The organism is Jeotgalibaca arthritidis (genome assembly GCF_011100465.1).
Taxonomy (GTDB): domain Bacteria; phylum Bacillota; class Bacilli; order Lactobacillales; family Aerococcaceae; genus Jeotgalibaca; species Jeotgalibaca arthritidis.
Map to the genome: position 1 here is coordinate 1,512,571 of NZ_CP049740.1, position 26,042 is coordinate 1,538,612.

The 26,042-nt window shown below is 40.0% G+C and carries 28 protein-coding genes and 1 pseudogene; 26 read left to right on the forward strand and 3 right to left on the reverse strand.

The window, feature by feature from the left end; genetic code table 11:
• Positions 1-387: 387 nt before the first annotated feature.
• The 8 genes from G7057_RS07690 (at position 388) to G7057_RS07725 (ending at position 7,738) form a co-directional block, all read left to right on the forward strand.
• Positions 388-1,851: an anthranilate synthase component I family protein gene (locus G7057_RS07690; RefSeq protein WP_166162526.1), complete on the forward strand. Its 1,464-nt coding sequence runs from the start codon at positions 388-390 to the stop codon at positions 1,849-1,851.
• Complete coding sequence (locus G7057_RS07695) at positions 1,852-2,439, forward strand: anthranilate synthase component II (protein WP_166162528.1); 588 nt, start codon at positions 1,852-1,854, stop codon at positions 2,437-2,439.
• Entirely contained in the window at positions 2,432-3,460 is a 1,029-nt protein-coding gene (gene trpD, locus G7057_RS07700; RefSeq protein ID WP_166164161.1) for an anthranilate phosphoribosyltransferase, read from the forward strand. Before G7057_RS07695 ends, trpD begins: the two co-directional genes overlap by 8 nt.
• Positions 3,457-4,233: an indole-3-glycerol phosphate synthase TrpC gene (trpC, locus tag G7057_RS07705; RefSeq protein ID WP_166162530.1), complete on the forward strand. Its 777-nt coding sequence runs from the start codon at positions 3,457-3,459 to the stop codon at positions 4,231-4,233. The genes trpD and trpC overlap by 4 nt, the downstream gene beginning before the upstream one ends.
• Positions 4,234-4,845, forward strand: a complete 612-nt coding sequence (locus tag G7057_RS07710; protein ID WP_166162532.1) for a phosphoribosylanthranilate isomerase — start codon at positions 4,234-4,236, stop codon at positions 4,843-4,845.
• A complete protein-coding gene (trpB, locus tag G7057_RS07715) occupies positions 4,842-6,026 on the forward strand; it encodes a tryptophan synthase subunit beta (protein WP_166162534.1) in 1,185 nt (394 codons plus the stop codon). The genes G7057_RS07710 and trpB overlap by 4 nt, the downstream gene beginning before the upstream one ends.
• Positions 6,019-6,789: a tryptophan synthase subunit alpha gene (gene trpA / locus G7057_RS07720; protein ID WP_166162536.1), complete on the forward strand. Its 771-nt coding sequence runs from the start codon at positions 6,019-6,021 to the stop codon at positions 6,787-6,789. The genes trpB and trpA overlap by 8 nt, the downstream gene beginning before the upstream one ends.
• Positions 6,790-7,057: 268 nt before the next feature.
• Positions 7,058-7,738: a phosphoribosylaminoimidazolesuccinocarboxamide synthase gene (locus tag G7057_RS07725; RefSeq protein WP_076767175.1), complete on the forward strand. Its 681-nt coding sequence runs from the start codon at positions 7,058-7,060 to the stop codon at positions 7,736-7,738.
• 329 nt (positions 7,739-8,067) lie between these two features.
• Here G7057_RS07725 and G7057_RS07730 read toward each other — a convergent pair whose 3' ends face one another.
• The gene (locus G7057_RS07730; RefSeq protein ID WP_227004576.1) at positions 8,068-8,361 is read right to left on the reverse strand and encodes a YerC/YecD family TrpR-related protein; all 294 of its coding nucleotides are present in this window, start codon (positions 8,359-8,361) and stop codon (positions 8,068-8,070) included.
• Between the two features lie 160 nt (positions 8,362-8,521).
• On the opposite strand from G7057_RS07730, the gene G7057_RS07735 reads away from it, so the two are divergent.
• From G7057_RS07735 to G7057_RS07805, 16 genes and pseudogenes are all read left to right on the forward strand, one after another.
• Complete coding sequence (locus G7057_RS07735; RefSeq protein WP_166162540.1) at positions 8,522-9,325, forward strand: ATP phosphoribosyltransferase regulatory subunit; 804 nt, start codon at positions 8,522-8,524, stop codon at positions 9,323-9,325.
• Positions 9,322-9,927 carry an ATP phosphoribosyltransferase gene (hisG, locus tag G7057_RS07740; RefSeq protein ID WP_166162542.1) on the forward strand — a complete coding sequence of 202 codons (606 nt, stop codon included), beginning with the start codon at positions 9,322-9,324 and terminating at the stop codon, positions 9,925-9,927. The genes G7057_RS07735 and hisG overlap by 4 nt, the downstream gene beginning before the upstream one ends.
• Positions 9,924-11,168 (forward strand): histidinol dehydrogenase, encoded by a 1,245-nt coding sequence (gene hisD, locus G7057_RS07745; RefSeq protein WP_166162544.1) that lies wholly within the window; start codon positions 9,924-9,926, stop codon positions 11,166-11,168. The genes hisG and hisD overlap by 4 nt, the downstream gene beginning before the upstream one ends.
• Entirely contained in the window at positions 11,161-12,165 is a 1,005-nt protein-coding gene (locus tag G7057_RS07750) for a pyridoxal phosphate-dependent aminotransferase (RefSeq protein ID WP_227004577.1), read from the forward strand. The genes hisD and G7057_RS07750 overlap by 8 nt, the downstream gene beginning before the upstream one ends.
• Complete coding sequence (gene hisB, locus G7057_RS07755) at positions 12,155-12,730, forward strand: imidazoleglycerol-phosphate dehydratase HisB (protein ID WP_166162546.1); 576 nt, start codon at positions 12,155-12,157, stop codon at positions 12,728-12,730. Before G7057_RS07750 ends, hisB begins: the two co-directional genes overlap by 11 nt.
• A complete protein-coding gene (hisA, locus tag G7057_RS07760; RefSeq protein WP_166162548.1) occupies positions 12,727-13,431 on the forward strand; it encodes a 1-(5-phosphoribosyl)-5-[(5-phosphoribosylamino)methylideneamino]imidazole-4-carboxamide isomerase in 705 nt (234 codons plus the stop codon). The genes hisB and hisA overlap by 4 nt, the downstream gene beginning before the upstream one ends.
• Positions 13,428-14,813, forward strand: a complete 1,386-nt coding sequence (gene hisF, locus G7057_RS07765) for an imidazole glycerol phosphate synthase subunit HisF (protein WP_166162550.1) — start codon at positions 13,428-13,430, stop codon at positions 14,811-14,813. Before hisA ends, hisF begins: the two co-directional genes overlap by 4 nt.
• Before the next feature lie 15 nt (positions 14,814-14,828).
• On the forward strand, positions 14,829-15,605 hold the full coding sequence (locus G7057_RS07770; protein ID WP_166162552.1) for a PHP domain-containing protein: 777 nt from the start codon (positions 14,829-14,831) through the stop codon (positions 15,603-15,605).
• A gap of 194 nt (positions 15,606-15,799) precedes the next feature.
• A pseudogene (gene mtlA / locus G7057_RS07775) lies at positions 15,800-16,834 on the forward strand (mannitol-specific PTS transporter subunit IIC); the annotation flags it as partial.
• An 82-nt stretch (positions 16,835-16,916) separates the two neighbouring features.
• Positions 16,917-17,621 carry a glucosamine-6-phosphate deaminase gene (locus G7057_RS07780; RefSeq protein WP_166162556.1) on the forward strand — a complete coding sequence of 235 codons (705 nt, stop codon included), beginning with the start codon at positions 16,917-16,919 and terminating at the stop codon, positions 17,619-17,621.
• A gap of 203 nt (positions 17,622-17,824) precedes the next feature.
• Positions 17,825-19,177 carry an MATE family efflux transporter gene (locus tag G7057_RS07785; RefSeq protein ID WP_166162558.1) on the forward strand — a complete coding sequence of 451 codons (1,353 nt, stop codon included), beginning with the start codon at positions 17,825-17,827 and terminating at the stop codon, positions 19,175-19,177.
• A gap of 359 nt (positions 19,178-19,536) precedes the next feature.
• Complete coding sequence (locus G7057_RS07790) at positions 19,537-20,289, forward strand: DUF3658 domain-containing protein (RefSeq protein ID WP_166162560.1); 753 nt, start codon at positions 19,537-19,539, stop codon at positions 20,287-20,289.
• Between the two features lie 173 nt (positions 20,290-20,462).
• Entirely contained in the window at positions 20,463-20,915 is a 453-nt protein-coding gene (locus G7057_RS07795) for an 8-oxo-dGTP diphosphatase (protein ID WP_076767147.1), read from the forward strand.
• 36 nt (positions 20,916-20,951) lie between these two features.
• Positions 20,952-21,068, forward strand: coding sequence for a LacI family DNA-binding transcriptional regulator (locus tag G7057_RS11850; RefSeq protein ID WP_227004579.1), 117 nt, complete (start codon positions 20,952-20,954; stop codon positions 21,066-21,068).
• A 146-nt stretch (positions 21,069-21,214) separates the two neighbouring features.
• Positions 21,215-21,661: a type 1 periplasmic-binding domain-containing protein gene (locus G7057_RS11855; protein WP_227004580.1), complete on the forward strand. Its 447-nt coding sequence runs from the start codon at positions 21,215-21,217 to the stop codon at positions 21,659-21,661.
• A 346-nt stretch (positions 21,662-22,007) separates the two neighbouring features.
• Positions 22,008-22,607 carry a hypothetical protein gene (locus G7057_RS07805; protein ID WP_166162562.1) on the forward strand — a complete coding sequence of 200 codons (600 nt, stop codon included), beginning with the start codon at positions 22,008-22,010 and terminating at the stop codon, positions 22,605-22,607.
• Between the two features lie 19 nt (positions 22,608-22,626).
• On the opposite strand, the gene G7057_RS07810 is transcribed toward G7057_RS07805, so the two are convergent.
• A complete protein-coding gene (locus G7057_RS07810; protein WP_166162564.1) occupies positions 22,627-22,938 on the reverse strand; it encodes a hypothetical protein in 312 nt (103 codons plus the stop codon).
• 502 nt (positions 22,939-23,440) lie between these two features.
• A complete protein-coding gene (locus G7057_RS07815; protein WP_166162566.1) occupies positions 23,441-23,686 on the reverse strand; it encodes an HTH domain-containing protein in 246 nt (81 codons plus the stop codon).
• 157 nt (positions 23,687-23,843) lie between these two features.
• Here G7057_RS07815 and G7057_RS07820 point away from each other — a divergent pair, with 157 nt between their 5' ends.
• Positions 23,844-25,541, forward strand: a complete 1,698-nt coding sequence (locus G7057_RS07820) for a M3 family oligoendopeptidase (protein WP_166162568.1) — start codon at positions 23,844-23,846, stop codon at positions 25,539-25,541.
• A gap of 14 nt (positions 25,542-25,555) precedes the next feature.
• Positions 25,556-26,008 (forward strand): SixA phosphatase family protein, encoded by a 453-nt coding sequence (locus G7057_RS07825; RefSeq protein WP_166162570.1) that lies wholly within the window; start codon positions 25,556-25,558, stop codon positions 26,006-26,008.
• The last annotated feature ends 34 nt before the right edge of the window (positions 26,009-26,042 follow it).

The window sequence follows — 26,042 nt, forward strand, 5'->3', positions numbered from 1 at the left end:
TTTTTCTCATCTTTTTATCATTTATCGCTTGACTCTGAAAAAAATTACCGTATACTAATAAACAATTACATAAGCATAAAAACCGAAGAAGTGGAGATAACGGTGTAACGTGCAGTTACAGGGAGTGAGGGTTACTGAGAGCCTCGCACAACGCAGTGCATCAAATGGACCACGGAGGGCGCAGTCAAAGGAAGCAATCGCTTCTGAGTATTCTGCGACGTGACGCATACGTCAGTTGCGAGGGATATGGTTGTATCCTGCAGAGCGTACAGGCAGTCGTGTCTGTAAATACAAGGTGGTACCGCGGATTTGTGATAAACAAAACCCGTCCTTGACTTTCATTAGTCATGGGCGGGTTTTTTATTTTGATTTAAGGGAGTGTTAGTAATGATAAAACCGACGTTAGCAGAAGCAAAAGTATTAGCCAGTGAATACAGCGTGATTCCAATTGCCTATGAGATGTTTGCGGATCAAACAACATCCATTCAAGCATTAAATAATATTCGAAAAAAAAGTGATCATTATTACTTGCTGGAAAGTGTTGTCACAAAGGACAACTGGAGTCGCTATTCCTTTTTAGGCTATAACCCAAGCTTAGTATTAAGTTGCACAGATGGTAGAGTGAAACGAACGTTAGCTGAATCATCAACAGAAAAAGTAGAAGACCCGATGGCCGCTATTTCAGACCTCCTTCAAGAGTATAACAGTCCACAACTCGAAGGTTTGCCACCATTTACAGGAGGTTTGGTTGGGTATTTTTCATATGATTGTGTGAAGTATATGGAACCGAGTCTAACATTAACGGACAACAATCCCGAAGGCTTTTATGATTACCAGCTGATGGTTATGGATAAGGTTATTGCCTTTGACCATTTCCGCCAGAAGATGATCTTAATTGCCAACATTAAAATAGATCAACTAGAAGCTAATTACCAACAAGCTGTAGAAGACTTAAAAGATATGGCCGATACGCTATTAACACCAAATGACTTCAAGGACAGTGACCTAAAGCAAAAAGTAGGCGAGTTCGAGCCCTTGTTTACGGAAGAAGCTTTTAAGCGAGTGGTTGAAAAAGTTCAGCACCATATTGTCGAAGGCGATATTTTCCAAACCGTTGTTTCCAATCGTTTTTCAGCTCCTTTTGAGGGTAGCTTACTACAAACTTATCGGGTATTGCGAACCGTCAATCCGTCACCATACATGGTTTATTTTCACTTTGATGATTTAGAAATTGCCTGTGCGTCTCCTGAAACGTTAGTGTCGGTAAGGGATGGCCAAGTATCATCATTCCCATTAGCAGGAACCGTACCAAGAGGGAAAGACGCTGCTGAGGATAAGGCTCTAGTAGAGGGATTGTTAGCTAATGAAAAAGAATTATCAGAGCACGATATGCTAGTTGATTTGGCTCGCAATGATGTTGGGAAAATAGCTGAGTTCGGTAGTGTGAAAGTCACAGAATATCGTGAAATCAAGCAATTCTCTCATGTCAGCCATATTTCTTCAAAAGTAGAAGGTAAAGTTAGGTCAGATGTCTCGGCACTTGAGGTATTAGCGGCTGCTCTACCAGCAGGCACGTTGTCCGGTGCTCCTAAAGTAAGAGCATGCCAGATTATTGATCAGCTCGAACAAACAAAGAGAGGTCCTTATGGCGGAGCGTTAGGCTATATCGACTTTACGGGAAATATGGAAATGTGTATTGGCATTCGGATGGCTGTTCGAAAGAACGACAAAGTCTTTGTTCAAGCAGGAGCGGGAATTGTTTCTGAGAGTGATCCTGCCAGCGAATACCAAGAAACAAAAAACAAAGCTAGAGCAATGATGACGGCTTTAGCTCCTCAGGGGGAACAGTAGATGATTGTGTTAATTGATAACTACGACAGTTTTACTTATAACTTATACCAATTATTAGGAGAGCATAGCCAAACAGCTATTAAAGTCGTTCGCAATGATGACTTACTTGTTGAAGAGCTAGCTGCTCTAAACCCTAGCCATATTGTTATTTCACCAGGTCCTGGACGACCGGAGGAGGCTGGTATATCCGTAGACTTGATTAAAGAACTAGCAGACCGTGTACCGATATTAGGTATCTGCTTAGGACATCAAGCCATTTGCCAAGCTTATGGGGCGGATATTGTTCATGCTAAGCCGCTTGTTCATGGTAAAGCCTCAACCATTCATGTTGCTAGTGGCAGCCCTATTTTCAATGGCTTACCGCCATTGTTAGAAGTGGGACGTTACCATTCTCTAATTGCTGATCGTCACACCTTGCCCGATGATTTATTGGTCATTGCTGAGAGCACGGATGGAGAAGTCATGGCAGTGAAGCACCGTGATCATGACTTGTATGGTTTGCAATTTCATCCAGAATCAATTTTAACGAAACAAGGTAGCCAAATGATTAAAAATTTCATTCAATTAGGGGGAGTCAATGATGATTAACGAGGCCATTAGTGCTATTTTCTCTGGAAAAGATTTAACGACAGAAACAGCTAGAGCTGTCATGGATTTAATGATGGAAGGACAGGCAACGGATGCGCAAATGGGCGCTTACTTGACTGCTATGCGAATGAAAGGAGAAACCATTGATGAGATAGCAGCTAGTGCAGCAGTGATGCGAGAGAAAAGTACTAAACTAAAGACGAACCGAGATGTTCTAGACATCGTAGGAACGGGTGGAGATGAGCTCAATAGCTTTAACATTTCAACCGTATCATCGTTTATTGTTGCAGCAGGCGGCGTACCGGTCGCAAAACATGGTAATAGAAGTGTTTCAAGTAAGTGTGGGAGTGCCGATGTTTTAGAAGCGTTGGGAGCGAATATTAACTTAACAGCAGAGCAAAGTGCCCAAATTCTTCAAGAAACGGATATTTGTTTTATGATTGCGCAAGCTTATCACTCTGCTATGAAACATGTGGCACATGTCAGAAAACAGTTAGGTGTTCGAACGTTATTTAATATTTTGGGGCCACTAGCTAATCCAGCAGGAGCTAGCCTGCAGCTATTAGGCGTTTACGATGAGAATTTAGTTGAACCTTTGGCGAATGTATTAAATAAATTAGCTGTTAAACGTGCCATGGTTGTTCATGGTCATGACGGTTTGGATGAAATTACCATTACGGGAACAACAACCATCTGTGAAGTCAATAATGGTAACGTGACCAGTTACTTTATTACGCCTGAACAATTTGGCTTAGAACGAAGCAATCTATCGGCTCTCATTGGTGGCGAACCAGAAGAGAATGCCCAAATTGCCCTAAAAATATTAGAGGGTGAAAAAGGACCTCGTCGCGATATCGTCGTCATGAATGCAGCCTGTTGTTTATATATGGGCAAAGAAAATCTGTCATTGCGTGATTGTGTTCGCTTAGCAGAAGATTTACTGGATAGTGGGCAGGCAAAGGCTAAACTACTTCAATTTATTGAGGCAACTCAGTCTTTGAAAACGGAGGTATCGGCATGACAATCTTAGATGATATAGTAGCTGCAACAAAAAGACGGCTAGCTAAGGAGCAAGCAGCATTACCCTTAGAACAATTGAAACAACAAGCCTATCCTGATCGACCTGCATTTGCCTTTGAACAAGCCTTAAGAGAAAAAGACCTTTCTTTTATTTGCGAAGTCAAACGAGCATCACCATCAAAAGGATTGATCGCTGAAGATTTCCCCTACCGGACCATTGCTAAAGATTATGAAGAAGCAGGCGCAACAGCTATTTCAGTTTTAACCGAGCCAGACTTTTTTCAAGGTCACGATGCTTATTTAACGGAAATTAGTCGATCCGTTTCAATTCCTATTTTGCGTAAGGACTTTATTATTGATCCTTATCAAATCTACCAAGCTAAGGCAATCGGAGCAGATGCGATTTTGCTAATTTGTGCGATTTTAACAAATGAACAATTAACAGACTATATTACCTTAGCTACTGAACTTGGCTTATCCGTTTTAACAGAAGCTCATAATCAAGAGGAAGTCCAAGCAGCGGTTGCAGCTGGCAGCCGGATTGTTGGTGTCAATAATCGTCAGCTACATGATTTTTCTGTTGATTTCCAAAATAGTATTTCGCTTCGTCAGCATGCACCAGCTGATATCATCTTTGTTGCTGAAAGTGGCATTCAAACGGCAGCTGATATTGACAGTTTAAGAGCAAATAAAGTCGATGCTGTCTTGATTGGGGAAACCATCATGCGGGCAGATGACAAAAAAGCGAAAATTAAAGAACTTAGAGGCGATTAAATGGTTAAAGTTAAAATTTGTGGGCTACAAACGCAAGCAGATATAGAAGCTGCTAATCGCAGTCAGCCCGACTACATCGGTTTTATTTTCGTAAAACAATCAAAGCGTTCTATTTTACCAGACCATGCCAATAGACTTCGTCAGTTATTAAATAAGCCCATTCAAGCAGTGGGGGTATTTGTGAATGAAGAGCATGCACGAATTGTTGACATTGCTCAAGCAGGAACGATTGACCTCGTACAATTGCACGGCGACGAGGACGACAACTATATCCACACACTCAAAAAAGCATTAGAAATACCCGTTATTAAGGCCGTTAGTGTCGGTAAAAAAGTTGAAGCGAGTAGTCAATCAGCTGACTACCTTTTGTTTGATACAGAAACTGTTGAGCGAGGTGGTAGTGGGCAAGCCTTTGATTGGGGGCTTATTTCAGAATTTAACAAGCAGCCATTCTTTTTAGCGGGAGGATTAAATACTGAGAATATTCAAGCAGCACTAGCTGTTGTTCAACCATTTGCTCTTGATGTCAGTAGCGGTGTTGAGACAGATGGCAAAAAAGATCCACAAAAAATGCGAGATTTTGTGGAAAAAGTAAGGGAGCAAACAAGATGACAAAAGGAAGATTTGGAGATTTCGGTGGACAATACATCCCCGAAACCTTGATGACAGAAATTCACCGTGTAGAGGAAGCCTACAATTTTTATAAGGAAGACCCTGAATTTCAAGAGGAGTTAACACAATTATTAAATGATTATGCAGGCCGACCATCACGTTTGTATTATGCTAAAAATATGACCGAAGACTTAGGCGGCGCTAAAATTTATTTGAAACGAGAAGATTTGAATCATACCGGATCGCATAAGATTAATAATGTGCTTGGGCAAGCGCTATTAGCAAAACGAATGGGTAAAACACGTTTAATTGCTGAAACAGGTGCAGGTCAACATGGCGTTGCAACAGCCACAGCAGCAGCTCTTTTAAACATGGAATGCGAAGTTTTTATGGGAGAAGAAGATACGGATAGACAAGCGTTAAATGTTTTTCGTATGGAGTTGATGGGAGCGAAAGTGAATAGTGTGACGAAAGGAACACGTACCTTAAAAGATGCAGTTAATGAAACCATGCGCGAATGGACGAACCGCGTTGACGATACTCACTATGTATTAGGATCAGTGATGGGACCGCATCCTTATCCGACTATGGTACGTGATTTCCAAAGTATTATTAGCCGAGAAATTAAGGAAAGTATGCTCGAAAAAGAAGGAAAATTGCCTGATGCTGTATTAGCTTGCGTCGGCGGCGGATCGAATGCGATTGGGGCTTTCTTTCATTTTATCGACCATCCTGAAGTAGCTTTAATTGGTTGTGAAGCAGCTGGGAAGGGAGTATCAACAGGACAGCACGCGGCAACGATGGCTGAAGGGACAACCGGAATTTTCCACGGTATGAAGAGCCTGTTTTGCCAAGATGAGTTTGGGCAAATTGCGCCTGTTTATTCCATTTCTGCTGGCTTAGATTACCCTGGCATTGGGCCAGAGCATGCGCATCTCCATACTAGCAAACGGGCGAGCTATGAGGCGATTACCGATGATGAAGCAGTAGCGGCATTTGAATATTTATCTAAGATCGAAGGCATTATCCCTGCTATTGAATCATCACATGCGGTTGCCTATGCACAAAAGTTAGCGCCGACTATGTCCAAGGACCAAACCATCGTTATTTGCCTATCTGGTCGTGGTGACAAGGACGTTGCTGCCATTGCGCGCTATAAAGGAGAAGATATTTATGAATAAGATTCAAGATGCTTTTCACAACAAAAAGGCCTTTATTACTTATTTAATGGCGGGGGATCCCAACCTTGACCAGTCAGCTAAGCATATTTTAGCGTCTCAAGCAGCTGGAGCTGATTTGATTGAAATTGGTATTCCTTTTTCAGATCCTATCGCAGAAGGACCAGTCGTAGAAAATGCTAGTGTGCGTGCGCTTGCTGCTGGTGTTCGTTTGAATCATGTTTTTGATATGGTCGCTAGCATCAAAGACCAGATGCATGTTCCCATGGTGTTTATGACCTATTTAAACCCCGTTTTTGTTTACGGCTATGATGCTTTCTTTGCCAAGTGTCAAGAGATCGGTATTTCCGGTATCATTATTCCCGACCTTCCTTTCGAAGAGCAGGAAGAAGTGAAGGCAGTCGCAAAACAATACGGGATTGCAGTGATCACCTTAATCGCGCCAACGTCCCTCTCTCGCATTAAAGAAATTGCCAAGCAAGCAGAAGGATTTATCTATTTAGTATCTTCAATGGGGGTAACAGGTGTTCGCCAAGATATTACGACTGACATCGATACACTTGTTAAACAGATTAAAGAAGTGACAACCACTCCTGTAGCAGTTGGTTTTGGAATTAGCCACCCCCAACAAGTTGCTCATTTCTCCAATATGGCCGATGGCGTTATCGTCGGCAGTGGGATTGTTCGACTGGTTGAAGAACATTTAGAAGAAGCAGAACCTTATGTTTATGATTATATTCATAAAATGCAGGCAGCGCTTCGGTAAATAAAAAGTAGTTAAGGACATTAACCAAAAGGCTAGTGTCGTCACCTAGAGATTCAAATAAAGGAAGAGCGTAGGCATGAATAGCAGCAGATTATGAATGAAACCAAATATCTAAAACTTTAAAACCAAACATTGATAAATATAAAATAATAATCATTCGTCTTTAGAATTTTTAAATTAAATATAGATTAATTTATTTTCAATTAAGCTTTAAAAAACGAACAAAATGTGATAGTATCTATTTATCAAAATGAAAATGAGGTGCCCAATGGAACGCATTTATCAAGGTAAAACCAAAGATGTTTATGCTAAGGAAGACGGCAACATTCGTTTGTTTTTTAAGGATGATATGACAGGGAAAGATGGTGTTTTTGATCCAGGTGAAAATCAAGTTGGCTTAACAGTTGATGGATCAGGACGATCAGGTTTAGCAGTCAGTCAGTACTTTTTTGAACACTTAGAAGCAAACGGTATTGCGACACATTACTTAGCAGCAGACTTGGATGAAAAGACGATGGATGTAAAAAAAGCAACCGTCTTTGGTCAAGGACTTGAAGTCATTTGCCGTTTCAGAGCATTTGGTAGTTTTATTCGTCGCTATGGTGCCTACATTGAATCTGGCGAGCCACTAGCTAGCTATGTGGAAGTCACTATCAAAGATGATGACCGTCAAGATCCAGTTATCAGTGAAGATGCCCTTAATTTGTTAGGTATCTTAAAAGAAGACGAATACCACATTATTAAAGAAAAAACCATTCAAATTTCAACACTTATTAAAGAAGAATTAGCGGCTAAAGGATTAGACCTATACGATATTAAGTTAGAGTTTGGTCGTTCTGCTGAAACTGGCGAAGTTATTCTAATTGATGAATTATCAGGCGGTAACATGCGCGTCTTCAATGGTGATCAATCTGTTTATCCCCTTGATTTAGAAACTTACTTATTTTAGAAAAAAATAACGGCTGAAACTGTCGACTGGGAAATAAAATCACTCTTACTCGACAGATTAAGCAATTATTCTCAAATAAAAAAGGAAGCTACTAGGATAATTATCCTAGCAGCTTCCTTTTTTATAGACTAGGGGATTATAAGTTCAGCCATCAATGTCTAGCTCCCAAGTCCTGACCTAGTGAAAAAAAGATAAATTTGCCCCATTGCGCGCTTCGCTGCTCGCTAACGCATATCATTCGACTAACCCGCTGAAGCGTGAAGTCTCCTGACAATTCAGGGTCAAATTTCCTATTTTTTCATAGGCCAAGGCGGACTTGTCCGCTTTTCTTATTTAATATCTGCATCCACACGGTCTAACACCAAATGGTAGCCATTCTCACCGTAATCTAAACACCGTTTCACACGTGAAATCGTTGTTGAAGATGAACCCGTTTTTTCTTGAATATGGGTATAGGTTTCACCAGAGCGAATCAGTTTAGCTACTTGTAGGCGTTGTTTCATTGACAACAATTCATTTGCTGTGCATAAATCTACGAAAAATTGGTAGCATTCCTCTATAGTTTCCAACGCTAATATCCCTTCAAACAAGTCATCCATTTCCTGATCTTTAAATTGATTCATCTTTCCAACAATCTCCTTTTTTATATCTAACTCTCTCATTATTCACTTTACCACAATAAAGCGGTAAAAAACATTGTTTATTGCTAACCGTTATGTTATTTTAATATTAACACTTTATTGGAGTAAAGTGGTAGAGTAATAAAGCAAACGAGGTGAAAGCATGACCAATCAAACGATATTAAAGCAATACCAGCTTGTTAATGACTATATGAACCGTCTCGACCAAAATGGCTACCGCTTGATCGATTTAAATATGATTGAGCCCTTCCATTTGAAGGATAAACATTTCCAACCATCCAGTATTCTCTTTGAACGTAATGAGCAGATGTTTGCCATTAGGAGTGACTGGACAAGAACACTCTTGAACTATAATGAAAACTTTCTACTAGAAGAACGGCTATTTGGTTATTTTGGTCCCGTTATTCGCGATTATCAATCCTTTAATCAAGCAGGCGTTGAATTATATGATGCTAGCCAAGCAGAGATTATAGCAAGCTTGATGCTCCATCTTTCTTTTGTTGCTGATAATACAAGGAAACCTATGCATTCAATGGTTGTTAACAATGACTTCTTACTAGATTTGTATTTAGAAAAATACAAACTAGATGACAGCATCAAGCAACTCATTTATGAAAAAAACTTATCTGAACTAAGAAAGGAACTAGGAAAGGATCACCGTATCTATCAATTGATGGCAGTCCCTGTCAGCCAGCAATATCAATTAGTGGAAGAAGAGTTTGGGCACCACCAAGAAATGCAATTTATTAAAGCAGTGAAGGAAACCGTTAAAGACTACAAGTTAAAAGTCATTTTAGACTTGTCGTTTCGGTCACCGCAAACTTACTACAATGGCTTTTATTTTCAAGTCTTTTTGAACTACGTTAATCCCTTGTTGAGTGGTGGGAAATACAACAATAATGCATTCGGTATTGCATTAAATCTGTCGGATGGAGGGTTATTATGATAACAGTTGCCTTAAGTAAAGGACGGTTACTGGATGATTTTATCAGCTACTTAGACCATCAAGGCTTGCCTCATTATTTAGATGTCTTAAAAAATCAAAATAGAGCGCTCTTTATTGAAATTGATAACATCAAATTTGTTTTTGCTAAGGGGCCAGATGTACCGACTTATGTGGAGAACGGGATAGCCGATATCGGTATCGTCGGCTCAGATATCATCATGGAGGACACATTCAATATTTTGAACGTCTCTCAATTACCCTTCGGTGAGTGTTACTTTGCCTTAGCGGGACCGCCCGGTATTAAGCACTTCAAAACAGTAGCTTCCAAATATACCAATATTTCAGCTCGTTACTTTAAAGAGAAAAAGCAAGACGTTGAGTTGATTCACTTGCACGGTTCGGTAGAACTGGCACCACTATTAGGACTAGCTGATGGGATTGTGGATATCGTCCAAAGTGGCAATACCCTCCGTGATAATGGACTAGTCGTTTATGAAAAAATTCTCGATATTCACGGACGATTGATAACAAATAAGCAGACCTTTTACACACGAGAAAATGAAATTTATGACTTTTTAAATGAAATTGGAGTGATTAAATGAACGCCCAAGAATTTTTAACCCTCTTCCAAAAAAAGGAAGTCTCACAAAGCTTTGACTACTACGATGATGTGGTGGCTATTTTAAAAGAGGTTAGAGAAAACAAAGATGAAGCCCTAAAAACCTACAGCCAGCAATTTGATCAACAAACCTTAACAAGTCTAAAGGTACCTGTGGAAAAGTTAAAAGCGAGTTATGATACGCTAGAACCGCAAGTAAAAGCATCCCTTGAAACGATTAAAGCTCGTATCGAAGCTTATGAAACTGCCATCAAGTATCAAGACAAGTCACTGGGCGAGTTCCGATACGTTTACCGGCCCCTTGAGAAAGTTGGTGTTTATGTGCCAGGTGGAACGGCGCTTTATCCGTCCAGCGTGTTGATGACGGTTGTGCCTGCGCTTGTAGCAGGAGTTAGCGAAATTCATGTTGTCACACCAACCTTTAGCGACAACAATATTACTTTTGCTACCCTTTACTTATGCGGTGTGGAGAATGTTTATACAGTCGGTGGGGCACAGGCTATTGCTGCTCTTGCTTATGGAACCGAGACCGTTCCCAAAGTTGATAAAATCGTTGGTCCTGGAAATGCCTATGTGGCCTTAGCTAAACGCTTAGTTTTCGGTCAAGTGGGAATTGATATGATTGCCGGTCCAAGCGAAATTTTACTCTATATCGATGAAACCGCCGATTTGGATGCGGTCGTAACTGATGTTTTCGCCCAAGCTGAGCACGATGCCAATGCCAGAACCTTCGTCCTAACAGAATCAGAACACCTTCTTCAACAACTAGAAGAAAAAATACAAGACCAGCTAGCTAAGCAAGTACGCGCCGACATCATAAGCTTGTCACTTAAAAACAACCATTATGGCATTGTGGATAAGCGCGACAATCTCATTGCGGTCCTAAATCAGATTGCACCAGAGCATGTATCCATTCAGCACCAAGATTCAGCTGCTATTATTGCTGCTATCAACTATGCGGGAGCTGTTTTTGAAGGGCATTATTCACCAGAAGCCATTGGTGATTATGCCGCAGGGCCCTCTCATGTGTTACCGACCAATCGAACCGCTCGCTTTAGTCACGGTTTGAATGTAAATGACTTTTTAACAAGCCATGCGGTTATTTCCTTAACTGAAACAACCTATCAAACCATCGTTGGTGCGGCAGAAACGATTGCTGCCAAAGAAGGATTAGATGCTCACTACCAATCATTAGCCATTAGAAAGGGGAAACCAAATGACTAAGCAAAGGATTGTGACTATGGATCGCAATACGAGTCCCATTTTACCCTTAACCGATGGGCAAATCGAACGAGCAGTGAAAGCGACTAGCTTTAATCTTTACCCAGAAGAAGAAATAAAAACCTTTAAGCGTTTGTATGCGAAACGCAATCAATTTTCACCGGACTATATCGAATTAGCGAATGGATCAGATGAATGGTTACAGAAATTTATCTTAACGTTTGGCCAAAATGGTGTTATGACTCTAAATCCTGATTTTGTTATGTACCAAGTTTACAGCCAACAAGTGGCGGTTCCGTTTCACCAAATTGCTTGCCGAGCAGACTTTCAGTTCGATTTTGATGATATTGAGCGCGATATTCAAGCGTACCGACCGTCTTTATTTTTAATTTCGAATCCACATAATCCGACGGGTCGCTTATTTACCGAATCTGAATTAGAGCGGTTAGCAGCTGCCATGGCAGCAGTGGATGGCTACTTAGTCATTGACGAGGCATACGGGGAGTTTGCGCCAGACTATCAGCGGCCGACAGGGGCACATGTGATTATCGTTCGAACGCTTAGCAAGATATACGGTTTAGCTGGCCTTCGCATCGGGATTGCGATTGCAGAGGAAGCGACATTTGAGCAACTGACGCGCTTCAACCATCCTTATCCGGTTAATTCGGTGTCCTTGAATTTGGCCAATGAGCTATTCAGTGATGATGATCATTTGAATGATTTTATAGCCTATCAACAGCAGTCTAAACAGCGTTTGGAAGCAGCCTTAAAAACGGTGGATAAGTGGCTAACAATTGTCCCATCAAAAAGTAATTTTATCTTTACTTACGGCGAACGAGCACCGGAATTAGCAGCCTTTTTATTGGAAAGGGGCTATCAAGCACGTCAGTACGACGAAGCTTTGTTAAAGCAGGCCGTGCGCTATTCCATTATTGCCCTAGAAGACTATGATGGCTTTGAACAAGCCTTAAGAGAATGGAGTGAACAGATTGATTCGTAAAGAAAGAAAAACATTGGAGACTCGAATTGCACTGGCCTTGGCAGAAAATAAAGGTGGAGAGAGCAAGATTCAAACAGGTATTGGCTTTTTTGACCATATGCTCACCTTATTTGCTTTTCACTCTCAGTTGTATGTAGAAGTAGAAGCGGATGGGGATTTAGAGGTTGATTTTCATCACACAGTGGAAGATGTTGGGATTTTATTAGGACAAGCGATTCGTGACTTGTATAAATCAAAGGCATCCTATGAACGCTATGGTTCTTTTTACATTCCGATGGATGAATCCTTAGCTCGGGTAGCACTAGATTTATCGGGCAGACCTTATTTGAATTTTCAAGCTGATTTTTCAAGAGAAAAGGTAGGACAGTTTGATACGGAATTAGTATTGGAATTTTTTACCGCAGTAGCCATGAATAGCCGGATGACCTTGCATATCGACTTATTGAAAGGTGGCAATAGCCACCATGAAATTGAAGCTATTTTTAAAGCATTTGGACAGAGTTTGAAACGTGCTTTGGCAGCAACTGATGGCGGCATTCCATCTTCTAAGGGAGTGATTGAATGATTCAGATTATTCCAGCTATTGATCTGATTAATGGGCAAAACGTTCGCTTGACTAAGGGAGACTACGATAGTAAAACGCCTATGAAGCGGACGCCACAAGAAGCGATCCAATTTTATAGCCAGTTTAAGCAAGTGGCACGGATTCACATTGTGGATTTAATGGGCGCTTTGAATCAAGCGGCAACTGAAACGGACTTGATTACGCAACTCAAACAGCTCACTCACTTGCCCCTTCAAATTGGTGGCGGCTTAAGAGACCGTGAGACGATTGACCACTATGCGAAAGTGGGGATCGATTATTTTATAATTGGCACGCGGGCTTTTACAGATTTGGAGTGGTTAAAGGAGCTGGTTTCCGCCTATCCAGGTCGAATTATTGTCGGTATGGATGCCAAAGACGACCAGATTTATATCAATGGTTGGACGGAAGATAGTGGGTGGACTATTTCCGATTATTTAAAACAAATAGAGGATTTGGACCTTGCTGCAATTATTTATACTGACATTAATAAAGACGGTATGAATCAAGGTCCTAATTTTGAAAAAACAGAAGCCATCAGCAAGCAAACGCGCCATCAAGTGATTGCTAGTGGTGGTATTCGAGATCAAGCAGATTTACAAGAACTAGCAAATCGATCCATTACGCAAGCTGTCGTTGGAAAGGCGAGTCATCAAGCAACCTTTTGGGAGGGAATCAAATGAGTATAAAAAGAATTATTCCATGTTTAGACGTGAAAGATAGCCGAGTTGTAAAGGGGATTAACTTTGTTAATTTAAAAGACATGGGAGACCCGGTTGAACTTGCGAGAGCCTATGATCAAGCAGGGGCAGATGAATTAGTTTTTCTTGATATTTCAAAAACGCAAGATGGCCATGACTTGATGCTAGATGTGATTGAAAAAACCGCACAGGCGATTTCGATTCCATTAACGGTCGGTGGCGGTATCCAAACGTTGGCAGATATTGATCGTATTTTAGCAGCAGGTGCTAGCGCAGTTAGTATCGGTACAGCAGCGCTTAAAGACCCAGGTTTTGTAACTGAAGCAGTAGCCAAATACGGCAGCCAAAAATTGGTCGCAGCTGTGGATATTCAATTTGACCCTGAGCAAGGCGATTTTTATGTGTATTCACACGGCGGCAATCAACGTACAGACTGGAAAGCTTTTGACTGGTTAATCGAATGTGAAAAGTTAGGTTTTGGTCAATTATTGATTACGAATAAAGACAGAGACGGCGTTCAAAATGGCTTTGATTTAGACTTCTTAAAGCAAGCGAGCCAAGTGGTTTCCATACCGATTATTGCTAGCGGTGGCGCTGGTTCGATTGATGACTTTGTGACTCTTTTTGAAGAGACCACGATTTCAGCTGGCCTAGCAGCATCCATTTTCCACAACGGTACAGTGACGATTAGTGACTTAAAGAGCAGATTAGTGGAAGGCGGTATTGCGATTCTGCCAACAAAAAAGCCTAATTTTGAGAAAGCCAATGGGTTGATTTCGGCTATTCTCCAAGATGTAAACACTAAGCAAGTGTTGATGAATGGCTTTATGAATGAAGAAGCCTATCGTTTAACGATTCAAGACAATGTTGTTTGGTTTTATTCACGAACTAAAAATCGCCTGTGGAAAAAAGGAGAAACGAGCCAACACTATCAATATGTTAAAGGTATGAGCTTAGATTGCGACGCCGATGCTTTGTTAATTCAAGTCCAGCCAGCAGGTCCAACCTGTCATTTGGGAACGGCTAGTTGTTTTGACCAAACGGACTTCTCCTTGAATCAGCTTTTTCAAACGGTAAAAAGTAAGCTAGAAAAACGAGAAGAAGGCTCTTATACAGCTTATTTAGCACAAGAGGGACTCGATAAAATTCTAAAAAAATGCGGGGAAGAACTAACCGAAACGGTCATTGCTGCTAAAAACAATGATGCGGAAGAACTGGTTAGCGAAAGTAGCGATTTACTTTACCATCTTTTTGTCCTTTTAGCCTATCAAGGCGTTGACCTATCTGATGTTGAAGCTCAGCTCGCAAGTCGTCATGGTACCAAGCAAAACTATCGTGTAAGAAAAACCATTAATCAATGGTAGGCGAGGAGGATGACTATGACCATTTATGACCAACATGTTCACTCTTATTTATCCTTTGATTGTGATGAAAATCCGGAAAATTATTTAACTGAAGCGACCAAAGAACTCGTTTTAACCGACCATTTCGACTTAAACAATCCCGTCACTGCCTTTCAAGATGATGTGCCCGATTTTGACCAGCTTTTAAAAATAAAAGCCCATTTAAAAGAAAAGTATGATGTGACTTTACGATTAGGTGTAGAAGTCGGTTACGCGCCAGGATTAGCAAATCAGATTCAAGAAAAGCTAGCTGCCTATCCCTTTGAGGTCATTTTACTCAGCTGCCATCACAATAACCAGGATGACTACATGGATGAGAGTATTAAAGCAGCAGTTGCGGATCCGATAGCCGCTTATTTTGACCAAATGATAGAAGCTATCGCGGCCATTCCGCAAGCCAATATTCTCGCCCACTTCGACTACGGTACACGTATTCACCAACTCACTGTTGAAGGATTGAAAAAATACCAAGATCGACTCGAGACGTTATTTGTGGCGGCAATCAAAGCAGACTTAGCCTTTGAACTCAATTCAAAGAGCATGTACCGCTATGGCAACTTTGATTTATATGACTATGCCATTCCCCTTTATCAATCATTGGGAGGGCACTTGTTTACACTCGGATCTGATGCTCATCAAGCAGCAGACTTAGAACTAGATTTTGATAAAAGTAAAGCCTTGTTGAAAAAACATGGTGTTACAGAGGTTGTTGTCTACCGACAAGGTCAGAGGGAACAAATGCCACTATCATGAAAAAGAGCGCCCAGAAGCTGGCGCTCTTTTTTTGAATGGAGAATGAGTAAGTAGAGAGTCGAAACTAGCTTTCTATTCACTCAAATAACAATTAGACGAGCAGAAGACTTAAAATCCATCCACAACGAGAAGCGGGACTTGGTAATAACGAATAAACTGCTAAGATAGAGGCAAATGATAATGGAGGATGAGGAATGACGACATCAAAAGCCAAACAACATGGCTTAGTTTATCAATTACAACAACTCGGCAATCGCTTGAGTGATATGGTAATGCCGAATATTGGCGCTTTTATTGCATGGGGATTGATTACAGCCTTATTTATACCTAGTGGGTGGCTACCCAATCCTGAGCTCAACCAAATTGTTGAGCCAATGCAGCTCTTTTTATTGCCGCTCTTAATTGCTTATAGTGGTGGGAAAATGATTTATGGCCACAGAGGTGCGGTTGTTGGTACGATTGCAGCTATGGGAGGAATAGTGGCGTCGTCAGTACCCATGTTTATTGGGGCGATGATTCTTGGTCCTCTAGGTGGCTTCTTAATTAAACAGTTTGACGAACGCTTTGGGAAAAAAGTCCCTGAAGCTCTAGAAGTTTTGGTGAGTAATTTTTCAGCGGGAATTATCGGCTTTTTACTCACCATCGCTGGCTTTTATCTTATTGGACCAGCTATTGCTTCGCTAACAGCAGTCTTTGCGGCTGGCGTAGAAGCCATGATTGACCGACATTTACTGGCCTTAGCAAATGTCGCGATTGAACCTGCCAAAGTCCTTTTCCTAAACAGCGCAATCAATCACGGCATTTTAACACCACTAGGCATTCAGCAAGTTACGGAAAATGGTAAATCCATTCTTTTTCTATTAGAAACAAACCCGGGACCGGGCCTAGGCGTCTTGTTGGCTTACCTGTTTTATGGTCACAAAGAAGCTAAAGCATCGGCGCCAGGGGCGATACTGATTCATTTTATTGGCGGTATCCACGAGATTTACTTTCCATATGTGTTGATGAAACCACTCTTATTTTTAGCAGTTATTTCAGGAGGTGTTTCCGGGACACTTGTTTTTCAGCTGATGGATGCAGGACTTAGTGGGGCGGCAGCACCAGGATCAATTATTGCTTTACTAGGCATGACCGCAAAGGGCAACCATTTGGCTGTTGTGAGCGGTGTCCTCATGAGCGTACTGGTTTCTTTTCTCATTAGTCGTTGGCTGTTAAAGCGCGACCAATCAATCGAAAAAACTCATATTTAAGTGGTCAGCGGTAGAGAAGTTGTGCTAAAATAAAGCCATTACACTTAGTGGAGGTTATACAATGAAAGTTTTAGTTTTCGATACAGCTGCAGAAGCATCAGCAAAAGCTTTTGATTATTTTGGAGAAGCTTTAGGGAAAGGTGCTAGCGTATTCGGATTGGCGACAGGTTCAACACCGGAAAAACTATATGAGATGATGACTCAATCTGACATTGACTTTACTCAAGCAACATCCATTAACTTAGATGAGTATTACGGCCTAAGCGGCTCTCACCCACAAAGTTACCGTTATTTCATGGAACAACATTTATTTAATGAGAAACCATTCAAACACAATTACTTACCAAATGGTCTAAATGAAAATGTCGACGAAGAAACAGCACGCTATGACCAAATTATTGCGGAAAACCCAATTGATTTACAGTTGTTGGGAATCGGCGTAAATGGCCATATTGGCTTTAATGAACCAGGATCAGACTTTGAGGGCAAAACAGCGCTTGTCGATCTAACAACTTCTACAATTGAAGCAAACAAACGCTTCTTTGAATCTGTAGAGGACGTACCTACGAAAGCCTACAGTATGGGAATTAAATCTATTATGAGTGCCAAGCAAATTTTATTGCTTGCCTTTGGTGAAAGCAAAGCAGAAATCATCAAGGCAATGGTTGAAGGACCAATCACAACAGACGTTCCAGCAAGTATTCTACAAAACCACGATAACGTTGTTGTTATTGTAGACAAAGCTGCAGCAAGCCTATTAAGCTAATCATTAAAAATACTTCAGGACCTTTAAAATGGCCTTGGAGTATTTTTTTTGGTGCTAGACTGTCGAGTCAGCTGATTTTTTAGCTTCACTCGACAGATTCCATATAAAATAAATAAAAGAAGTGATAATTCTTCCATTCTATCTAAGTTGTAGTAAAATGAATTCGCAATCATAAATAATAAGTAAATGGAGACAACTGATAAATGGCAGATATGACAACTGGGAATCCCTTGAAATTGATTATTCGCTTTACCATTCCTTTATTATTAGGAAATATTGTTTCGCAATTATATAGTTTGATTGATACCGTCATTGTGGGAAGGACACTGGGCCTAGGTGCTTTAGGAGCTATCGGTGCTGTGACAGGTTTAGTTGCCTTTGTCCAAGGTTTTATATTAGGGGTGGCATCAGGGTTGTCTTTAATATTGGCTCAGCGCTTTGGTACGCGTAATGATGAACGGATTCATAGCAGCTTTGTGGCAAGCATGTGGATTTCACTCGCGTTTGTCGCAGTATTAACAGCAGCTAGTATGGGTGTCGCCGACTTTATTTTAAAAGCAATCAATATCCCTGAGGCTTTTTATGCTGATGGTCATCGTTATTTCATCACTGTCATGTTAGGTTTAGCGGTTTTGATGTATTACAGCGTTTTAGTAAATGCTCTTCGTTCGATGGGCAGCACGACACAGCTGTTATTTTTTATCACACTATCGCAAGTATTAAATATTGCCTTTGATTTTCTCTTTATTCTAGTCATTCCAATGGGAGTAATGGGTGTAGCCATTGCGACAATTTTATCGCAATTTATTAGCGGCCTCTTATGCCAACTTTACTTAATGAAAAAAGTAGCGGTTTTCCGCTTAAATCGCCATGATTTTAAACTAGATAAAAGAGAAATTAAACTTCATCTGAATATCAGCTTGCCAATCGGAATTCAGTCATCTATTATTTCGATTGGGTCGATTATTCTGCAACTTAAGTTGAATGGACTAGGAACGATGGCTGTTGAAGGGCATGCGATTGGTGCGAAAATTGAATCAATGACGACTATGCCACTTGTCTCCTTTGGTGTGGCAACAGCAACTTATGCGGCTCAAAATTATGGGGCAGGTCAAATTGAGCGAATCTGGCAAGGCGTTAAAACGAGTACCATTATTTCTTTAACCTATAGTTTGCTGGTCGGAGGCTCACTCTTCTTCTTCGGTAAACATCTGGCAGTTGCCTTGTTCAATGCCGAAAACGGTGACAGTCTAGCTTATGTAGATCGCTACTTTAAGGCGACTGCTTTATTTTATTTAGTCTTATCGATTTTATTTGTTTTCCGTTATACCTTGCAGGGGATGGGGAAATCAGTTGCCCCAACAATCGCTGGTTTTATGGAAATGATAATGCGAATCGTTATTCCATTAAGTTTAACAGGATTACTTGGTTTCCAAGCGATTATTTTCAGCCATCCAATGGCTTGGATTGGCTCAACCGTAGCCCTTGTTTATGCACTTTGGCTAGTTAAACGAAATGATCGCTCTAGTAAGTTCAAACGATTTATGGCATCATAATCAAAAGGAGATTGAGTGCGCTCAATCTCTTTTTTTGTGGAAAAAATAATGAAGCGAATGAATAAAATACTGAAAAAGAGTTTCTATTCACTCAAACCTAATTCTATAAAAGTCGGAAAAAAAGAAGCTCGTATTCACTTATTCACCACTCACCTTCTGTATGGTAACCCTTACATTTTATAATTCTATTCTGACATGATTAGTTAGCTAAGTCAACTAACTAAAAAGACATTGTTACATTGAAAAATAGTGATTTTATTAAATATTAATATCAAGTTTGTTAGTTTACCTAAATAATAGTGAGCTAGTCTTTATCAACAAGATAATGGTAAACTAAATAAGATTGAAGGAGGTCGCTTATGATAAATATAGTATTTAGTTACTCAGATTTTATCCACTTAAAAGAAAGTGGGGTGTGCAACGATGAAGATAGCTACGTATTCGATTTACAGTTGGATATGGGTTTTTTGAGCGACGGTGTATTTAAAGAAGAGCGATTAATCAATAGTGGCATTCATTCAAAGTGGATAGATTTCGACAATCAATCTAAACAGTTAGCTAACATCAAATTACATGCTAAAGAGGGCTATCCTCTACGTATTTGGCTATCAAATCGTATTGTGGATCTTTGTCATTTGGCATTTTTATGTGATGAGCTACTTGAGTATAACCACTCCTTAACAGTAGTAGCATTACCCAAAACCGACATACAAGATGAGTTGATTTTTCACTATCTAACATGGTCAGAAGTAAATCAAGAGAGGCTTTTTGACCTTGCTCGGATTGAAACAGTCTTAACGGCAGTAGAAAAAAACAACTATTCTCAGCAATGGCAAGAACTCCTAGGTGATCCTTTACCTTTGCGAACCATCATTAATGGTCAGCTCCTATCCGTTCCGATGGATTTTTATGATTCGTGGATTGAATCTCAAATTCCACTAACGTTCTTTCCAATAGGGAATATTATTGGCAGGCTGATGGGCTATCAAATTGGACTCAGTGATAGCTTTTATTTGAGCCGAATAAAAACACTTATTCAAAATGGGAAACTTATCGTTGAGGGTAATGCAAATAGCCAAAATCTTAAAACAAAAATAAGGCGAAAGTCATGACACTAAGTAACCCACTAGTGAGAGTCCCGCATTCACTTCTTTACCAGGGGCACTCTCGTATTCTCAAACAGAAATTGATACAATGATGAAGAAGACAGAGCAACTATTAATAGATTATGATGATTTTAAAACGGTGATACCAGCTTGGTACCATCAATATTCAGGAGGCAAAAATGGCGAGAAGTGAAGCAGCGGTTTTTACTAATATGTGCATGATTTACGATAAAGAAGGGCGAATATTAATTCAAGACCGACAAAGTAAGCAATGGCCTGGCATCACATTTCCAGGTGGACACGTTGAAAAAGGAGAATCATTTGTCGATTCCGTTATTCGCGAAGTCAAGGAAGAAACGGGCTTGACGATCCAACAGCCCCAACTTTGTGGCGTAAAGCAGTTTCAAGATAGAGATGATGCCCGTTATGTGGTGATGTTTTATAAAACAAATCATTATAGTGGTACTTTAACGGCTTCCGATGAAGGGGAAGTCTATTGGATTAATCGCCGAGAGCTATTGAATTACCCATTAGCAGAAGATTTTGAGCACATGCTTACTGTTTTTGAGAGTGAAGAATTAAGTGAATGTTATTATTATAAAGATGAATCGAACAGCTTTCAGTTGAAATGACTATAGTGGCTGAAAGATGCTTGAAGAGGTGACTATATGGTAACCATTAATGATATTGCGAAAATGGCAGGAGTAGCCAAAAGTACGGTATCGCGCTATTTGAATGGCGGATCAATTAGTAAAAAACAAAGGCCAAACTGGATGCGATTGTAGCAGAAACAGGTTATACGCCTAACACCTTTGCCCAAAGCCTCAAAGCAAAGCGCACAAATATTGTCGGCACAATTATTCCCCGCCTCGATTCTTATTCTTCTAATGCGATTTTAGAAGGGATTGATCAGGAGTTATTGAAGCGGCAGATGCAACTGGTGATTATGAATAGTAGTCAGAGTGTGGAAAGGGAAATTGAAAATATTTATACTTTGGGTCGGCAAAAGGCGGACGCCATTATTTTATTTGGCGGAGTCATCACCGATGCCGGCGAGAGCATGGGGCGTTATATTGCTTCAGGTGGTCATAAACGGATTCTATTACTGAGCGTGACTCGGACTAATTGGCGAACTGGCGAAAAAGAAAGCAGGCGGGTGACGTTGAGAGAACCCTTAACCGAAATCAGACTATTTATGGAAGAAAGCTCTCTAGAAGTCTTTGTCAATCAAGGGCAGGAATGTTTTAGTTTACGTTATATCGCGTTAGCATCGGATAAGAGCTTGTCTTATCACGAAGATACTTCAACCGCAAATAACGAATGGACCATCTATTCTTTGAGTGGATTTACAATGGAGAAGTTGCTAGGAAGTTTTTAAACTTTCTAGCAATTTTTTTGTTGAAAGTGTCGAGTGGGAGCTTTTTTTTCATTCAGTCGACATGTTTTTGAGTTTTTATGTCGACTGGCTAATTATTTTATACCCACTCGACACTTTTTCCCTAAAATCTGTCGAGTGAAGAAAAAAGTCAGCTCGACTCGACAGTTATACTTTCGTAACAGTTGTAATCAGAATGACATAAAGGAGAAAATAGCTTATAATAGGAGTATAAAGAGAAACGCAATCTCAATTAACTTTATTTTGGAAGCGTTTTCTAAAAAAGGGGGCTTATAAGGACGAATGATAACAAAAACGATAGTTCATTATTCCGATAGGGGGAATCATTATGAAAAAGTTGATCTTTATCGCTGCGTTATTGGGAACATTCATGACTGGCAGTCAGCTGTCTGGAACACCGTTTACCGGAGTAACAGCTGGTTCGACCTTATTGAGTCCTCAAGTAGAAACCGTTAACGAAATCGTAATTGTGAAAGAGAGTATTGAAGAAACGGTTGAAGAGAGTGTTATTGAAGATGTAGTAGAGCCTGCTCTGGAAGAAGTCATTATTCCAGAAAAAAACGAAGTAAATGACGCTAGCATAGAAGAACAGCCAGTCGTTGTTGAAAGTACGGAAGAAGAATTAACTTACGATCAAATTCACCAAAAAGATGTCGGTGAAGAAGAGGAAGTTGTTCCTGAAGAAGTCGTAAAAACATGGTATATTGCTGAGACGGCAGAAGAAGGTTTGCAGCTGATTTTAGAAACTTATGAGCTAGAAGAGTATAGCTTTGTTATTGATAGTACACCTTCTAATTTTGTCTACCAATATGATTTTTATATGGATTCGCCGGATGGTGAGCATGCTAACTTAGTCCATATTTTCCAATATGATGCAACAGGAAAAGCACTTTTCCAACTTGATTTAATTACAGGTGAGTGGCAGTAATAACAAAAAGCGGATAAGCTCAGTGAGCTTGTCCGCTTTTTAATTGAGATTGCCGTTCTTTAATCATAGCGCGATAGGCAATTTTTTTATCAGAAATAACCTGATTTGCCAGTTCTCTTAATTTATGTAAGTTTAACGTTGCTCCTTTTCGGTAGAGATAAAAGATAGGACGATGAGCATTGAAATCAAGGGTAGTGGTAGTAACCAAAATGTCGAAATCGTAGTCTTTAATCGTATCTAAATCAATGTAGTGAGGATCATGAATACTAATGGCGATAGTCTGTCCCATCTCCGACTGTATTTCTGCTGCCAACCCTTGCGTGTTTTCCATAGTAAAATGACTATAAAGTAAAATTTTACATGGAGAAAATTTTTCATGCATATGTTTTGATAGCATATACCACTTAGAAAGTAGAATATACACCAAATTGTTTTTGATAAAAAATAGGATACTGGTGCTTAAATTCTTCCATTAAGCCATAATCCTTTGGTTGAAAGAGCAAGTAGGGCGTGGAATAACTTCCACGGGATTTTGACTATAGAAGTCAAGTGCCTGGTTTAATTCGACTTGTAGATAGACAAAGTTATTTGTTGGTAGGTCAAATAAATAAGTCAACTCGTTAATCATTTCTTCAACCGCTGTAACCTCTCTTTGACGAAGAAGTGATTCTTTTTCTCGTTCAAGAGGATTTTGTAATTTTAGTAAGTATTTCCAATAAGAAAACTCATTGAAATAAACCATAATTCTTCAAGTTCACTGGATGTATAGTTGTCATTTAAAAAATAAGTTCTAAAAGTTGAAAAGCAGCTGGCGATGTTTTAAAAATCGACCGTTAGAAAACATCGATACCAATATGGGCAGGTAATTCCATTATAATGCCGTCAAAAGAAGAAATCAGACGACCATTATAGACTGATAGAAATTTTTTTAAATCTGTTAATTCGTACTTAATGGTTCGAATTGACGAATTAGTTTCTTTAGCAATTGTGTTAATGGTTACAGTTTGGTCAGAATCAAATAAAAGCTCAATGATTTTATAAATCCGTTGGTCCTTTGGAGAGACAAGTTGCCAAATCATAATCATACCCATCCTTATGTAATTTATTTGAATAGATTATATCACGATTATGACCGTTTAGAGGTCGTAGAAATGTATTTTATTTATCGATAGTAATGAGTAATATAGAGACTAGTGCTATAATAAAGGCACTATAAAATAAAGAGGAGATTTTTCCATGATATTTTCCGAATATGCTTATGTCAGACCTGAATTTGAAACTTATAAAACCAATGCCCAAAAGGCAATTAACCATATCAAGCATGCTAAAGAAGCTGATGAAGCGGTGAGCGGAGTCATTGAAATGACACGCTTTATGTCTGAACTCAGTCAACAAGGCGAGATTGCTTACATTAGACACAGTATTGACACACAGGATAGCTTTTACGAAGAAGAAATCAACTATTGGGATGAATACTCACCCCTTTACGAAGAAGTGAATAACGACTATTACCGCGCTGTCTTAGAGTCTCCTTATCGCGATGAATTGACAGCTGTATTGCCAGAGCAATATTTTAAAATGGCCGAATACAAATTAAAAATATTCAGCCCACAAGTCATTCAATTATTGCAAAAAGAAAATGAATTAAGTAGCCAATACAATAAATTGATTGCCAGTGCAAAAATTGAGTTCGATGGCAAAACGTTAAATTTATCGCAACTAGGACCTTATCAGCAATCGACTGATCGTTCAGTTCGTAAAGCAGCTGCTGAAGCAGCCTTTGGTTTCTTTGAAGCAAACGAAGCGACTATTGATGATATTTATGATCAATTAGTAAAAGTCCGCGATCAAATTGCGAAAAAATTAGGCTTTAAAGACTTTGTAGAACTAGGCTATATCCGTATGGAACGCTATGATTATGACCGTGAAATGGTTCAAGTTTACCGCCAGCAAATCTTAAATGAAGTTGTGCCGGTAACCAATAAACTGTACCAACGACAAGCTAAGCGAATTGGTGTTGACGACTTGAAATACTATGACTTGAGTTTAGAATTTGTTAACGGCAATGCGACACCAAAAGGAGACCCAGCCTATATTATGGAAATGGGTCGCCAAATGTATCAGGAATTGTCGGCAGAAACGGGCCACTTTATCGATTACATGTATGACCATGATTTGCTTGATTTAGAAACCAAAGAAGGCAAGTCGAGTGGCGGTTATTGTACCTTTATACCGGGTTATGACTCACCATTTATTTTTGCTAACTTTAACGGAACGAGCGCAGATATTGACGTCCTCACCCATGAAGCAGGGCATGCGTTCCAAGTATTTCAATCACGTTGGATTAAACAACATGAACTCGTTTTTCCAACGAGTGAAAGTGCTGAAATTCATTCGATGAGTATGGAATTCTTTACTTATCCATGGATGGAATTGTTCTTTAAAGAAGAGACTGAAAAATACAAGTTTTCTCATTTATCAGGAGCTTTGCAATTCTTGCCATACGGTGTTTTAGTCGACCACTTCCAGCATGAGGTTTATGAAAAACCAGAGATGACGCCTGCTGAACGAAAAGCAACTTGGCGCAAACTCGAAAAAATGTACAACCCTCATAAAAATTATGATGAAAATTCATTCTTGGACCAAGGAACGTTGTGGTATAGACAAGGGCATATTTTTGATACACCGTTCTATTACATTGACTATACTTTGGCGCAAGTCTTAGCTTTCCAATTTTGGAAACGCGCTATCGTGGATAAGGATCCAGAAGCTTGGTCAGACTACTTAGCGATTTGTGACATCGGTGGAACAGAAAGTTTCTTGGAAATCGTCAAACGCGCTAACCTTAAATCTCCATTTGAAGAAGGCTCGTTGACCGATGTGGTTCGAGCTATTGATGAGACACTTTCTGCAATCGACGATCTGAACTTATAGGAGGAGTGATAGCTGTGAAGGGCGAATTGATTTTAGTCAGACACGGCAAGGCAGAAAATAGAGAAGTTAGCAAAGCTGATTTTGACCGCCTGCTCACCGACAAGGGAAAAGCTGAGTTGGCAGAATTCATGCAAACCTTATTGCCTATTTTGGAAAAGAAACCCTACCTCATTTGGACGAGTCCCTTATTAAGGGCTAAGCAAACAGCGGTTGTTTTTCAACAAGCATTGCAGCTAGACCAAGTTGTTGAAAAAGATTTTCTTGCTAGCGGTGATTTGGATGCACTCAAACAAGCCTTAAATCAATTAAATGAGCACTTTGCCGTCATTTGTGTGGGTCACGAACCGATACTCGGCTCATGGGTCAAAACATTGACCGGACAAGCCATTCCTTTCAAAAAAGCAGGCGTTGCTTCTCTATTATTTGAAGAAGAAGTGCGACTGGATTGGCGATTAGCACCTAAATAAGCAAAAACCCGTCAGTGCCTTTATGGCACTGGCG

Coding starts and splice junctions, on each gene's coding strand:
- G7057_RS07690 (WP_166162526.1), top strand. CDS start 388: ATGATAAAACCGACGTTAGCAGAAGCAAAAGTATTAGCCAGTGAATAC.
- G7057_RS07695 (WP_166162528.1), top strand. CDS start 1,852: ATGATTGTGTTAATTGATAACTACGACAGTTTTACTTATAACTTATAC.
- trpD (WP_166164161.1), top strand. CDS start 2,432: ATGATTAACGAGGCCATTAGTGCTATTTTCTCTGGAAAAGATTTAACG.
- trpC (WP_166162530.1), top strand. CDS start 3,457: ATGACAATCTTAGATGATATAGTAGCTGCAACAAAAAGACGGCTAGCT.
- G7057_RS07710 (WP_166162532.1), top strand. CDS start 4,234: ATGGTTAAAGTTAAAATTTGTGGGCTACAAACGCAAGCAGATATAGAA.
- trpB (WP_166162534.1), top strand. CDS start 4,842: ATGACAAAAGGAAGATTTGGAGATTTCGGTGGACAATACATCCCCGAA.
- trpA (WP_166162536.1), top strand. CDS start 6,019: ATGAATAAGATTCAAGATGCTTTTCACAACAAAAAGGCCTTTATTACT.
- G7057_RS07725 (WP_076767175.1), top strand. CDS start 7,058: ATGGAACGCATTTATCAAGGTAAAACCAAAGATGTTTATGCTAAGGAA.
- G7057_RS07730 (WP_227004576.1), bottom strand. CDS start 8,361: ATGAATCAATTTAAAGATCAGGAAATGGATGACTTGTTTGAAGGGATA.
- G7057_RS07735 (WP_166162540.1), top strand. CDS start 8,522: ATGACCAATCAAACGATATTAAAGCAATACCAGCTTGTTAATGACTAT.
- hisG (WP_166162542.1), top strand. CDS start 9,322: ATGATAACAGTTGCCTTAAGTAAAGGACGGTTACTGGATGATTTTATC.
- hisD (WP_166162544.1), top strand. CDS start 9,924: ATGAACGCCCAAGAATTTTTAACCCTCTTCCAAAAAAAGGAAGTCTCA.
- G7057_RS07750 (WP_227004577.1), top strand. CDS start 11,161: ATGACTAAGCAAAGGATTGTGACTATGGATCGCAATACGAGTCCCATT.
- hisA (WP_166162548.1), top strand. CDS start 12,727: ATGATTCAGATTATTCCAGCTATTGATCTGATTAATGGGCAAAACGTT.
- hisF (WP_166162550.1), top strand. CDS start 13,428: ATGAGTATAAAAAGAATTATTCCATGTTTAGACGTGAAAGATAGCCGA.
- G7057_RS07770 (WP_166162552.1), top strand. CDS start 14,829: ATGACCATTTATGACCAACATGTTCACTCTTATTTATCCTTTGATTGT.
- G7057_RS07780 (WP_166162556.1), top strand. CDS start 16,917: ATGAAAGTTTTAGTTTTCGATACAGCTGCAGAAGCATCAGCAAAAGCT.
- G7057_RS07785 (WP_166162558.1), top strand. CDS start 17,825: ATGGCAGATATGACAACTGGGAATCCCTTGAAATTGATTATTCGCTTT.
- G7057_RS07790 (WP_166162560.1), top strand. CDS start 19,537: ATGATAAATATAGTATTTAGTTACTCAGATTTTATCCACTTAAAAGAA.
- G7057_RS07795 (WP_076767147.1), top strand. CDS start 20,463: ATGGCGAGAAGTGAAGCAGCGGTTTTTACTAATATGTGCATGATTTAC.
- G7057_RS11850 (WP_227004579.1), top strand. CDS start 20,952: ATGGTAACCATTAATGATATTGCGAAAATGGCAGGAGTAGCCAAAAGT.
- G7057_RS11855 (WP_227004580.1), top strand. CDS start 21,215: ATGCAACTGGTGATTATGAATAGTAGTCAGAGTGTGGAAAGGGAAATT.
- G7057_RS07805 (WP_166162562.1), top strand. CDS start 22,008: ATGAAAAAGTTGATCTTTATCGCTGCGTTATTGGGAACATTCATGACT.
- G7057_RS07810 (WP_166162564.1), bottom strand. CDS start 22,938: ATGGAAAACACGCAAGGGTTGGCAGCAGAAATACAGTCGGAGATGGGA.
- G7057_RS07815 (WP_166162566.1), bottom strand. CDS start 23,686: ATGATTTGGCAACTTGTCTCTCCAAAGGACCAACGGATTTATAAAATC.
- G7057_RS07820 (WP_166162568.1), top strand. CDS start 23,844: ATGATATTTTCCGAATATGCTTATGTCAGACCTGAATTTGAAACTTAT.